At 39.9% G+C, this 13,077-nt stretch carries 10 protein-coding genes; all 10 read right to left on the bottom strand.

Annotation, left to right across the window (positions count from 1 at the left end):
- Positions 1 to 15: 15 nt before the first annotated feature.
- Entirely contained in the window at positions 16 to 489 is a 474-nt protein-coding gene (gene rimP / locus AC3B5B_RS00215; protein WP_489757549.1) for a ribosome maturation factor RimP, read from the bottom strand.
- A 150-nt stretch (positions 490 to 639) separates the two neighbouring features.
- Positions 640 to 4,935 (bottom strand): PolC-type DNA polymerase III, encoded by a 4,296-nt coding sequence (locus AC3B5B_RS00220; protein WP_489769001.1) that lies wholly within the window; start codon positions 4,933 to 4,935, stop codon positions 640 to 642.
- A gap of 18 nt (positions 4,936 to 4,953) precedes the next feature.
- The gene (locus AC3B5B_RS00225; protein WP_489757547.1) at positions 4,954 to 6,660 is read right to left on the bottom strand and encodes a proline--tRNA ligase; all 1,707 of its coding nucleotides are present in this window, start codon (positions 6,658 to 6,660) and stop codon (positions 4,954 to 4,956) included.
- Positions 6,661 to 6,688: 28 nt separating this feature from the next.
- The gene (gene rseP / locus AC3B5B_RS00230; RefSeq protein ID WP_489769002.1) at positions 6,689 to 7,960 is read right to left on the bottom strand and encodes an RIP metalloprotease RseP; all 1,272 of its coding nucleotides are present in this window, start codon (positions 7,958 to 7,960) and stop codon (positions 6,689 to 6,691) included.
- Between the two features lie 15 nt (positions 7,961 to 7,975).
- Positions 7,976 to 8,791 carry a phosphatidate cytidylyltransferase gene (locus tag AC3B5B_RS00235; protein ID WP_489757545.1) on the bottom strand — a complete coding sequence of 272 codons (816 nt, stop codon included), beginning with the start codon at positions 8,789 to 8,791 and terminating at the stop codon, positions 7,976 to 7,978.
- 14 nt (positions 8,792 to 8,805) lie between these two features.
- Positions 8,806 to 9,528 (bottom strand): undecaprenyl pyrophosphate synthase, encoded by a 723-nt coding sequence (uppS, locus tag AC3B5B_RS00240; RefSeq protein ID WP_489769003.1) that lies wholly within the window; start codon positions 9,526 to 9,528, stop codon positions 8,806 to 8,808.
- A gap of 338 nt (positions 9,529 to 9,866) precedes the next feature.
- Positions 9,867 to 10,424 carry a ribosome recycling factor gene (gene frr, locus AC3B5B_RS00245; protein WP_489757543.1) on the bottom strand — a complete coding sequence of 186 codons (558 nt, stop codon included), beginning with the start codon at positions 10,422 to 10,424 and terminating at the stop codon, positions 9,867 to 9,869.
- Complete coding sequence (pyrH, locus tag AC3B5B_RS00250; protein ID WP_489757542.1) at positions 10,424 to 11,149, bottom strand: UMP kinase; 726 nt, start codon at positions 11,147 to 11,149, stop codon at positions 10,424 to 10,426. The genes frr and pyrH overlap by 1 nt, the downstream gene beginning before the upstream one ends.
- Positions 11,150 to 11,251: 102 nt before the next feature.
- Complete coding sequence (tsf, locus tag AC3B5B_RS00255) at positions 11,252 to 12,130, bottom strand: translation elongation factor Ts (RefSeq protein WP_489769004.1); 879 nt, start codon at positions 12,128 to 12,130, stop codon at positions 11,252 to 11,254.
- Between the two features lie 156 nt (positions 12,131 to 12,286).
- Positions 12,287 to 13,075 carry a 30S ribosomal protein S2 gene (rpsB, locus tag AC3B5B_RS00260; protein ID WP_489769005.1) on the bottom strand — a complete coding sequence of 263 codons (789 nt, stop codon included), beginning with the start codon at positions 13,073 to 13,075 and terminating at the stop codon, positions 12,287 to 12,289.
- Positions 13,076 to 13,077: the final 2 nt, after the last annotated feature.

Consider the following 13,077-nt stretch of genomic DNA (forward strand, 5'->3'; position numbering starts at 1 on the left):
GTGATCTCCTTACAGTTAAAACTCAATTGCTAAACGCATTGATGCTATTTGTTGACGTGGGATAGCTATTACTTTGCGTTGCGCTTTAATCTTAACTTCCAACTTTAATTGTTGCTCGTCAAATTCTTTTAAAGTACCTTCAAAAACTTTTTGACCATTGAGCTTTTGATATAAACTAACATGAATGTATTGGTCCAGTGCATTTGTTAAATCTTGCTGCGTCTTAATGGGACGTTCAGCACCAGGTGAAGATACTTCCAAAAAGTAAGCATTAGGAATCAGTTCTGGGTCTTGAGCATCTAATTGTTCGCTTAATTCTTGATTAACCACAGCGCATTCTTCAATATCAATGCCCCCGTCTTTATCAATATACAGCCGTAAATACCAGCTACCTGCTTCTTTGACATACTCTAAATCAACTAAATAAAAACCATGATCAGCTAAAATTGGTTGGACTAAACTTTTAACTTGGTCAATAACAGAATTCAAATCAACACCCCTTTCTATCGTGCTTATTCAGCTAGTTTCATGCAGCCTGCAATAAAAAGAGTGAGCATTCCTGCTCACTCGTCATGTGAAATCAACTTAGTTAAAGTATATAACTACCAGCTGGTTTTTTCAAGTTTTAGACTGGAACTCTTAGAACAACGACAACTGATTCTCATCAGGCATGCCGTCTAAAACGTGGTTCTGGGTTAAATAATCAATAATTGATTGGGAGACATGGCCCCGTTTCGATAAATCTTCTTTCGATAAAAAGGGCTGTTCTTCACGGGCGGCCACAATTTGTTTAGCCACATTTAAGCCTAAACTGGGGACTGCCACAAATGGGGCTAACAATGTATGATCATCCAAAATTTTAAAATTCATCGCATCCGAATGGTCTAAATCAACCATTTTAATCTGAATACCGCGTTCCAAACATTCATTGACAATTTCTAAAACCGTCAACAAGCTCTTATCTTTAGCGCTCGCATCATTGCCCTGCTCATTAATAGACTTCATCTCCGCCTTCACGGCTTGTTTACCACTGGCCATCGCAACCAAGTCAAAGACATCTGCACGGACAGACAAATAAGCGCAGTAATAAATAAGCGGCATATGCACTTTAAAGTAGGCAATTCGTAACGCCATCATAATATATGCTGTCGCATGCGCCTTCGGGAACATATACTTGATTTTCAAACAAGATTCAATATACCAATCAGGAACATTTTCATTGGCGCGCATCACTTCTTGCCATTCATCCGGGATTCCTTTACCTTTACGAACATGTTCCATAATTTGAAAAGACATGCCCGGCTCTAAGCCCCAATGAATTAAGTCCATCATAATATTATCACGACAACCAATCACATCTTTTAACGTGACGATGCCTTGCTGAATATATTCTTCCGCGTTACCTAACCACACATCCGTACCGTGGGATAACCCTGAAATCTGTAATAATTCAGAAAAAGTGGTCGGATGCGTTTCTTCCAGCATACCCCGGACAAATTTAGTTCCAAATTCCGGTACCCCTAATGTTCCCATTTTGGAATCAATCTGCTCCGGCGTCACGCCTAATGATTCAGTTCCGGAAAATAACGCCATAACCCCAGGATCATCAGTGGGAATTGTCTGCGGATCAATGCCTGACAAATCTTGCAACATCCGAATCATCGTGGGATCATCATGGCCCAAGATATCCAGTTTCAAAATATTATCGTGAATGGAATGAAAATCAAAATGCGTCGTTTTCCAAGCAGCACTTTGATCATCAGCTGGATACTGAATGGGCGTGAAATCGTAAATATCCATATAATCTGGCACAACAATAATGCCCGCCGGATGTTGACCGGTGGTTCGCTTAACCCCAGTTGCTCCCGCTGCTAAACGATCCTTTTCCGCACCACGAAATTTTTGATCCGTTAATTCTTCATAGTTGCTCACGTAACCATAAGCTGTCCGGTCAGCCACCGTACCAATCGTTCCCGCCCGAAAAACATGGTCTTCACCAAATAAGACCTTTGTATAATTATGAGCAATTGGTTGGTAATCACCTGAAAAGTTCAAATCAATATCCGGAACTTTGTCACCATTAAAACCTAAAAAGGTTTCAAACGGGATATCATGGCCATCTTTCGCCAACTCTTGACCACATTGTGGGCACACTTTATCGGGCAAATCAAAACCAGAGCCCACTTCACCCTTCGTGAAGAACTCACTATATTGACAATGAGGACACCGATAATGGGGCGGTAATGGATTAACTTCGGTAATTCCGGTCATCGTAGCCACTAAACTAGAGCCGACGGAACCTCTTGAACCAACTAAATAACCATCTTTATTACTCTTATAAACTAAGCGCTGTGAAATTAAATAAATGACCGAAAAGCCGTTACCAATAATACTCTTCAACTCCCGGTCCAAGCGTTTTTGCACAATTTCTGGCAACGGATCACCATACAACTCATGCGCTTTATTATAGGTTAAATCTTGAATCTCTTGTTCCGCCCCCGGCATCTTAGGCGTATACAATTTATTTTTTACAGGTGTAATTTCACCATCTACCCAATCAGCAACAATCTGTGGATTATCAATGACCACTTGGTGCGCAGTTTGCTCACCCAAGAATTGAAATTCTTGCAACATTTCCGTGGTTGTTTTAAAGTCCGCTAGCGGTAATTTTTGTCGTGCCAATGGATTACTCTTTACTGCCTTGACAATAATATCACGATAAATCGCATCCTTCGGGTCTAAATAATGTACATCCCCACTCGCCACGACTGGCTTATCTAATGTTTGACCCAGCTTCACAATATTACCCAAGATTTCTTCTAACGCACTTTGATCTTGAATCAAACCAGAATCAAGTAAGGGCTGGTAAATCGCATGGGGCATGACTTCTAGATAATCATAAAACTGCGCTTTTTGATAAGCTTCATCGTAGCCCTTTTGCATCATCGCTGTAAACACTTCACCGGAACTGCAAGCAGAACCGACCACTATTCCGGCACGATATTCATTCAAAATTCGGCGCGGTACCCGTGGTGTGCGGAAATAATATTCCGTCATCGAACTGGAAATAATCTTAAATAGGTTTTTAAGTCCAGCCTGGGTGGTGGCTAATAAAGTTGCATGATACGGCCGCGCTTGTTTGTATGCTTCGCGGCCACCTAAATGATCATTTAATTGCAAAATGTTCGTCGTTTCAAATTGCTCTAACATTTCTTTAAACAAAGCATACAATAAATAACCCGTGGTAGCGGCATCCGAATTAGCTCGATGGTGGTGCTCTAACTTAATATCATACCGTTTAGCTAAGCTGTCTAACTTATGATTACGATATTCTGAATGTAAAGTCCGCGACATTTCTAGGGTATCAATGATCGGTACCGTGACAGGTTGATAGCCGCAACGCCTGCGCGCTGCATTTAAAAAGCCAATATCAAACGTAACATTATGACCAGCTAAGACGGCATCACCAACAAAGTCATTAAACTTATCCATCACTTCTTGTTCAGAATTACTGTTATGCACCATTTCATCAGTAATTGAAGTTAAATTAATTGTCGTTTGTGATAAAGGATGTCCCGGATCAATAAATTCATCAAATTCCGCAACGATTTTGCCAGCTTGCATTTTGACAGCTGCCAATTCAATGATGGAATCATAAACAGCCGACAAACCAGTCGTTTCCACATCAAAGACTACATATTCTGCAGTTGCCAAAGCTTCATCACGTAAGTTGTAGGCAATGGGTTCTCCTTCATCGACTAAATTAATTTCCACTCCATAAATAATTTTGACACCGTATTTTTGACCAGCACTATAAGCATCCGGAAATGATTGGGCTGTCGAGTGATCTGTAATCGCAATTGCTGGTTGCTTCCAGTCCGCTGCCCGTTTCACCAAGTCAGTCGTCGAACTGACCGCATCCATTTGGCTCATATTAGTATGCACATGCAGTTCAATCCGTTTTTCTTCAGCTTGATCCTGCCGCCCAATTTTTTTAATTACATTTAAGTCATAAGCATTAATCGTTAATTCCCGGGAATAGTTATCTTCTTGTACCGAGCCGCGCGCTTTCAGCCAAGTCCCCTTCGTAAAATCAGCGAACACAGCGTCACTATCACCATTTTTGGAAAACTTTTTAATAACAAAGGAAGACGTATAATCAGTGGCTTCTAAAATCAACAATTGCCGTCCTGAACGTAATTGGCGTACTTCGGAACTAAAAATATAACCTTCCACTACGACTGATTGCTGTTCTTCCACAATATCTTTCATTGCTACCACGGGGGTGTCACTAGCAATTTTTTTGCCAATAATGGAACTGGCTTTCCCCGAACTAGTCGGGTTAGCCTGGGCCTTTTTGACATTTGCCACCAATTGTTGCTGCTGCTGTTGTTGCTGTTGTTTTAATTGTTCAATTCGAGCCTGCGTTTGCGATTGATCAACTAAGACTTTGATCCGCATTTTTGGAAAACCCATCTGTTGCAATGTAGTTTCCATCTCTTGCAAATACTTACTTGTTAAATAATCTTTTAAAACTTCATTATTAACTGTTAGTAACAGCTCTTGTTCCAGCAACTGAGGCGGGGCTTGTTGTTGTAATTCTCGATAAATGGCCGCATTTAATTGTTGGCGTTCCACCACTATTGGCCAATAGGCATTGAGCAATTGTTGATCGAACTGTTGATTGCTTGTTTGAATAACTAAGTCCACCAGCTTCACGCCCTCAAAAGCGGTCTGTAAATGTTGGTAAAAAATTTGGTACGTTTTGGCAGGTAAAATTTGTTCAAATTCTAAAACAAAAGTCCATTGCTGAGATTCAGTATGGACTTTAACTTTTTGAATTTGAGCTGATTGAAAAATCGCAGTCTGTCGAATATCTTCCGGTAACTGCATTTGATCCAAGAGATTCTGAAACATTGCTCGTGAATCAGTCATATCATCACCTCAAATTATTTAATTATTGTGTAATAAGATCTTAATGGTCTCTTTAATATCGCCCACGGCAACTTCCACGGATTCTTGTTGCTGCCGCAATTTAACTTCTACGATTTGATCGCTGGCTTTCTTACCAACGGTAATCCGTACGGGCAAACCGATTAAATCAGCTTCCGCAAATTTAACCCCTGGCCGTTCCTTACGATCATCGACTAAAACACTTAAACCACTAGCGGTCAAATCAGTTTCAATCTGCTCAGCGAGTAACATTTGTTCTTCTTTTTTAGCATTCATGACAACTACATGAACCTGATAAGGTGCTAGTTCCCAGGGCCAAATCATCCCCGCATCATCATGATGTTGTTCTACAATGGCAGACAATAAACGACTAATACCAATGCCATAGCAGCCCATAATGATGGGTTGTTGTTTACCATTTTCATCCAAGAAGTTCGCATTTAAACTTTCAGAGTATTTCGTACCCAACTTGAAGATATGGCCAATTTCAATGCCCCGTGTAAAATGTAAAACTCCCTTATTGTCTGGTGAGAGCTCGCCTTCTTTGACAGTCCGAATATCGGCATATTGTTCAACCTGATAATCTCGAGGGGCATTCACGTTTTGATAATGTAATCCTTTTTGATTAGCACCGGTTACAGCATTAGTCAAATCCTGAATGGACAAATCACCAATCACTTGAATTTCCGACGCTAAATTCATGGGACCAATAAAACCGGGCACACTATGAAAAATTTCGGCAACTTGTTGATCTGAAGCGGGAGTTAATTCGTTCACCCCTAATAAGTTCTTTAACTTCGTTTCATTCACCGCAAAATCACCACGGATCAAAGCCAATACCGGCTTCTTATCAGCCAAATAGGCCACACACTTAATAATTTGCGCAGCAGTGACATCAATATCCTGTGCTAAATCGGCCACCGACTTCACTTGCGGATTAACTTTGATTTCTGATAATGGCAACATTTCAGCTTGCGGGTTAGGAGTTAAAACGCTCGTAGCCATTTCTAAATTGGCAGCATAATCACTCACATCCGAATACACAATCGTATCTTCGCCAATCGGGGCCACAGCGTGAAATTCTTTCGAACCACTACCGCCCATATCACCAGAATCCGCCAAAATTGCCCGAAAATCTAAACCGCTACGTTCAAAAATTTTGCGATAAGCTTGTTCAATTTGATCAAAAATTGTATCCAAATCATCCGTATTGGCAGTAAAAGAATAAGCATCCATCATCAAAAATTCACGCCCCCGCAACAAACCGTAACGTGGACGATCTTCATCACGAAACTTCGTTTGAATTTGATATAACACTTGTGGCATTTTTTTGTAAGAATTCAAAACGTTGCTAACTAACGAAGTCATCGTCTCTTCATGTGTAGGCCCTAAAATAAAGTCACGTTGGTGGCGATCCTTAAACTTAAATAAGTTATCACCATAGGTGTCATAACGGCCACTTTGTTGCCATAATTCAGCCGGCAAAACGGCCGGAGCCAACATTTCTACACAGCCAACTTGTTCCAATTCTTCACGAACAATTCGTTCAATGTTCCTTAAAACCCGATAGGCCAAAGGCAAATAAGCATAGACTCCAGCTGATATTTGACGAATAAAACCTGCTCTCAACATCAATTGATGACTAACTGCCTCAGCATCACTAGGGGTTTCCTTTAATGTTGGTATAAATACCCGTGATTGTTTCATAAATTATTTTCTCCCTTACTCCTAAAGATTATTTCACAAAGAAGCGCGTAATATCATTCCAAGTCACTGCGACCATTAAGATCAGTAACAAGCCCACACCAATCAAATTAACCACAACTTCTGTCTTTTGAGAAACGGGCTTACGGCGAATGGCTTCAATAATATTTAACAATAACTTTCCACCGTCTAAAGCCGGAATGGGTAGTAGATTCATAATACCTAAATTAATTGACAGCCAACCAATAAACAGTAACACTTGTTGCCAACCCATGGCTGCTACCTGACTAGTTTCGGAATAGATTGCTACGGGACCACCCAGTTGGTTAATGTTAAAACCACCAGTAACCATTTTCTTGAGCGCATTCACAATTGTTGCCACCGCACCAACGGCTGATTGAACGCCATATTTTAAGGTGGGACCTAGGCGGTGATCACGTGCTTGCATAATCCCGATTTGACCAATGGTTTGCTTACCTTCTTTAACAGCCCGCGGTTTAATAGTCACATGCTTAATGCGCTTTTGCGGCGTTTTAACCGTTAATTGAGTCATTTGCTTAGGCCTTTGACTAATCGCTTGGACTAATTGAGTCCAATTATGAATGGGTTTGCTAGCAACTTTAACTATCTGATCGCCCGTCTGTAATTGTGCTTGCGCAGCTGGCGAATGGGATTGAATTGTCCCCAACTGAGCTGAATTGCTCGGTGCTCCGCCCAAAATAAACGCACATAAAATGTAGACTAACATACCAAAAATAATGTTATTCAACGGACCAGCTAAGTTCGTTAAAAACCGGTGCCACAAACTAGCTGAATTAAATTGCACATCCAGTGGTGCAATCTGCATAGCATTATTACTTTGATCAATTAAAACCGCATCATGATCAACTGAAAACCGTTTTAAATGTTCATCATCACCAGCTTCATAACCCTCAATAAACAACTCCCGTTCCAAATCACTTTGGACAACTTGAAAAGGGATTAAAGTGGAATTATTAGTATTTTGTGAATTATCAATTTCCACAACTTGCTCTTTCTCATTGAGTTTCAGACCGACTAAAGTACCGGGTTTCAGCTGTTCGTCATCATCTTCGGCCCCCGCTAACATCACATACCCGCCCAACGGCAAGAGTCGAATGACGTATAAGGTATGGTTGCGTGTATAAGAAATCAATTTTGGCCCCATCCCAATGGAAAATTGGCGCACCAAAATGCCGGATTTTTTAGCAAAATAATAATGTCCAAATTCGTGAACAAACACAATAAGTCCAAAAACAATGATAAAAGTTAATATTGCAACCAAATAACTTCCTCCTGATTACATGAAGCCCAACGAATGAATTAACGGTAAGACAAATAACATACTATCAAAGCGGTCTAAAATGCCACCATGACCAGGTAAAATTTTGCCCGAATCCTTAACGCCATAATACCGCTTATAAGCTGATTCGACCAAGTCGCCCACTTGCCCAATAATTGATAGAAAAATCGTAATTAAAATTAATAACCAGATATTATGTGGAACATTGTCCATATAATTCCATTGGTTAAAACCTAACATATAAATCAAAGCAAAAATCACGGCACAGATGACCCCACCGATCGAACCTTCCCAGGTTTTATTAGGACTGATGGCTGGATACAACTTATGTTTACCAATAGCGCGACCAATAAAATAAGCACCACTATCTGTTACCCATACAATAATCATTCCAAATAAGAGCAATGACAAACCACCAGCATCCGAATTACGAATCGCAGCTAGATAGTGAAAACCATTTCCAATATAAAACATGGATAAAATTGTTGTCCCGGCATCTTCAAAATTATAACTATTTTTGGTGAAAACCGTCAAAATTAATAATAAGGCGACAAACACGTATGCCAAATCAAATCGTGAAAAGGCATCGGGTAACCAAGTTAACGCTTTTTCGGGCAAAGATAGTAGTAACACGCCGATGGCCCCAATTAAAAAATCAGGGGACACAATAATGCGTTTACGCATAATGTAAACTTCAGATAAACCAATCACCGCCAGGACAGAAGCTGCTACATCAATCCAAACTCCACCTGCTACTAAAATTGGAATAAAAATAAGTAAAGCAATTACTGCTGTAATAATTCTTGTTTTCAAAATAAACTCCTAATCTATTGTTTTATGCCGCCATACCGCCGATCTCTTTGCCCAAAACTTAAGACATCACGCCGCAGATTTTGGGCACTATAATCAGGCCAATATTCATCCACGAAAACCAGTTCCGAATATGCTAATTCCCATAAATAGAAATTAGATAACCGCTGTTCTCCACTGGTGCGAATCAACAGATCAGGTTCTTGCAAATCGGCTAATTGCGCAGTCATCAAATACTGACCAAACATTTTTTCATCTAGTTGATCTAACAACTCAGGACGTTCTTGAGCTTGGCGGCCAAATAATTTAACAGCATTAACAATATCACTTCTAGCGCCATAGTTAAATGCAAAATTCAAAATCATGCCCGTATTATTTTTGGTTTGGTCAATGGCTTTTAAGCAAACTTCACGCGTTTTGGCAGGTAACTGTTCCACAAAACCTGTGATAAGCACCTTAACATTATTCTTCATCAAATCTGGCATGAATTTTCCAAAAAAATCAATTGGTAAATTCATTAAAAAGCGCACTTCCTTGGAAGGACGTTTCCAATTTTCAGTCGAAAAAGCGTAAACTGTCAAAGCAGAAATGCCCATTTGACTAGCAGCACTCGCTACTACTTGTAAATTATTCATTCCGGCGCGATGTCCCGCAATTCTTGGCAAGCCGCGTTTTTGTGCCCAACGCCCATTGCCATCCATAATAATTGCTACATGACGTGGTAGAACTTGATTAACCATTTTGAAAACTCCTAATAAAGTTTAAAGAGACTGGGGTAAATGATCATTATACAGCTAATTAAACTAGGTTAAGATAGTTCAACGAAAAACCACTTAACCTATTGTATACCTCAAAGTCAATCCGGTTACTTTACTGACCAACCTTGGTTTCAGCCACCTAAGATCATTAATACCTTAAATAGTTAACAACTCCAACAAGAAGCGAGAACGCAATAAGTTTTCGTCATTCAAGACGAAGTTTTACTTATTATAATGCGCCAAAACTCATGCAACTGCTAACCAATTCTTCCAGTCTCTTAATGTTCTAAACGAAGATATCTGATATCTTCCTCTATCGGTTAAAGAACTACTAATTCTTTGGATTTGTCATCAGTAATCTGCTCAATTTTTTTGATATTTTGATCAGTTACCTTTTGCACTTGATTTTCTAAATCATGCATTTCGTCATCAGTAATCTCATGATTTTTTTGTTGCTTTTTCAAAGAATCCATGGCTTCACGGCGAATATTGCGAACAGCCACTTTCGCATTTTCGGAAATTTTGCCAACTTCTTTGACTAATTCCTTGCGCCGTTCACCAGTTAATTGTGGAATTACCAAGCGAATCACATTGCCATCATTAGCTGGGTTAATGCCAATATCAGAAGCTAATAAAGACTTTTCAATATCTTTTAATGCAGACTTATCAAACGGCGTAATCAAAATTACCCGGGCCTCCGGAATACTGATGGAAGCCACTTGGTTAATTGGCACTTCAGCGCCATAATATTCCACATTAATACCATTTAAAATACTAGCATTCGCCCGACCTGCGCGAATCTGACCGAGTTCGCGTTGCAAGGCATCGGCACTTTTTTGCATATGAGCTTGTGTTTGTTCAATAATTGTTTGGGTCATTAATTTTTGCCTCCTTGAATAGTTGTTCCAATACTTTCGCCTTGAACAACTCGTAAAATATTATCCGGTTCATTTAAGTTAAAGACCACTAACGGAATATCATTATCCATGGATAATGAACTAGCCGTCGAATCCATCACACCAAGTTTTTTATTAATTACATCAAGTTGAGTCAATTCATTATATTTAACTGCTGAAGGATCTTTTTGTGGATCAGCGGAATAAACACCATCCACCCCGTTTTTCGCCATTAAAATCACATCGGCACCAATTTCGGCTGCCCGTAAAACTGAAGTCGTATCAGTCGAGAAATAAGGACTACCAGTTCCTGCTGAAAAGATGACCACGCGTTGTTTTTCTAAATGGCGAATGGCTTTGCGCCGGATATACGGCTCAGCAATTTGCCGCATTTCAATGGAAGTTTGAACCCGTGTGGGAACGCCGACTTTTTCTAGACCATCTTGCAAAGCCAAACCATTCATCACGGTGGCTAACATTCCCATATAATCAGCTTGGGCGCGTTCCATTCCTAATTCAGCACCAGTTTCTCCACGCCAAATATTACCGCCACCACACACAATAGCAATTTGCACTCCGAGTGCATGAACTTTTTTAATTTGTTGGGCAATATTTGCAATTACCGGCGGATTAATGCCAAAACCATTTTGACCTGCTAAAGCTTCACCGCTTAATTTCAATACAATTCGTTGATATTTAACAGTCATCGTTAACTCCTTACAATTTTCTTCTAGGGTTCATTTTACCATAACCAGTAATCAATACTGAATTTTACCTAAAATTAGCCAAAAAAAAAGCGCTGCGCGCTTTTATTTAATCTGACCCATAACTTCATCAACAAAGTTATTCTCTTGCTTTTCAATTCCTTCGCCAACTTCATAACGAACAAATGAAACTAACTTGCCACCTTTAGAGGCAACAAACTTAGCAACAGTTTGGTCAGGATCTTTGACAAAATCTTGGTCAGCTAAACTAATTTCTGACAAGTACTTATTCAAACGACCTTCAACGATCTTTGGCACAATCTTTTCTGGTTTGCCTTCATTGATCGTTTCTTCAGTGTAAACTTGGCGTTCATGGTCAATGACATCAGCTGGCACTTGCGAACGATCCAAATATTCTGGATTAATCGCTGCTACGTGCATAGCAACATCATGCGCTGTTGCTTCATCAGCATCAGCAACTACTGTTAAAGCAGCTACTTGACCACCATTGTGTAAATAGGAGCCAAAACTTTCGTCGTCCTTTTTAGTAACTACTGTGAAGCGCCGCAAAGTGATTTTTTCACCAATCACGGCTGTTAAATTCGTAATGGCATCAGCAATACTGTTACCATCAGCCAACTTAATTTGGGAAGCGGCTGCTAAATCAGCAGGCTTTTGTTCCGCAATTGCACTTGCAATTTGGGAAACTAGGCCGGTAAATTTGTCATTGGAAGCCACAAAATCAGTTTCGGAATTAACTTCAATAATGGCAGCAGTATTGCCTTGAACTTCAATCGTTGCTAAACCTTCGGCAGCAATCCGGTCACTCTTCTTGGCAGCCTTGGCAACACCTTTTTCACGTAATTCGTCAATTGCCTTTTGCATATCACCATCAGCGGCAACTAAGGCTTTCTTAGCGTCCATCATACCAACACTTGTTCTATCACGTAATTCTTTAACTTGCGCAGCTGTAATTTTAGCCATCGTTATCCTCCTAACATTATACACACCAAAAGAAGCTGAATCGCAAAGTTTCATTATCTAAACACTTTCGCGGTTATCTTACCAAAGTCTCCCCGTTTTCAAACGGCTAAACTTCAGTTACAGCTTCTTAAAATTACTTTATTCAATAAAATTTACTTATTTATCAGAATCTTCGACAACTTCTTCAATGGATTGTTCGCCATCATTGTCTTCATTAGCAGCAGCTTGCGCCATCTGTTCTTCTGGTAAATCAACGTTTTCTTCGCCTTGACGACCTTCAATAATTGCATCAGCCATCTTGGAAGTAATTAAACGAACGGCCCGAATAGCATCATCGTTAGATGGAATAATCACGTCAATGTCATCTGGATCCGTGTTCGTATCAACCATCGCAACAACTGGAATGTTTAACTTTTGAGCTTCCCGAACGGCAATGATTTCTTTATGAGGATCAACCACAAACATTACATCAGGAATCCGTGGCATATCTTCAATACCGCCCAAGAATTTTTCTAATTTTTGTTCTTGTTTAACTAATAAAGCAGCTTCTTTTTTAGGTAAACGTTCGAATGTGCCATCTTCAGACATCTTCTTGATTTCTTTCAAACGCTTAATCCGACTTTGGATCGTATCCCAGTTAGTTAAAGTTCCGCCTAACCAACGATGGTTCACATAAAATTGACCAGCGCGGGTTGCTTCTTCAGCAATAGAGTCTTGAGCTTGCTTCTTAGTACCAACAAACAAGAAGACACCATCATCAGCAGCAACATCTTTCATAAAGTTGTAAGCATCATCAATCATATGCACGGTCTTTTGTAGATCAATAATGTAGATACCGTTTCTTTGTGTAAAGATATACGGCTTCATCTTTGGGTTCCAACGCCGTGTTTGGTGTCCAAAATGAACACCGGCTTCTAATAATTGTTTCATTGATAAAACAGACATAA

This window comes from Bombilactobacillus sp. ESL1187 (assembly GCF_058107155.1).

Bases quoted from the DNA above. Each gene is read 5' to 3' on its own strand.
- AC3B5B_RS00225 (WP_489757547.1), bottom strand. From the start codon at position 6,660: ATGAAACAATCACGGGTATTTATACCAACATTAAAGGAAACCCCTAGT.
- pyrH (WP_489757542.1), bottom strand. From the start codon at position 11,149: ATGACTGTTAAATATCAACGAATTGTATTGAAATTAAGCGGTGAAGCT.
- AC3B5B_RS00220 (WP_489769001.1), bottom strand. From the start codon at position 4,935: ATGACTGATTCACGAGCAATGTTTCAGAATCTCTTGGATCAAATGCAG.
- uppS (WP_489769003.1), bottom strand. From the start codon at position 9,528: ATGGTTAATCAAGTTCTACCACGTCATGTAGCAATTATTATGGATGGC.
- frr (WP_489757543.1), bottom strand. From the start codon at position 10,424: ATGACCCAAACAATTATTGAACAAACACAAGCTCATATGCAAAAAAGT.
- tsf (WP_489769004.1), bottom strand. From the start codon at position 12,130: ATGGCTAAAATTACAGCTGCGCAAGTTAAAGAATTACGTGATAGAACA.
- rpsB (WP_489769005.1), bottom strand. From the start codon at position 13,075: ATGTCTGTTTTATCAATGAAACAATTATTAGAAGCCGGTGTTCATTTT.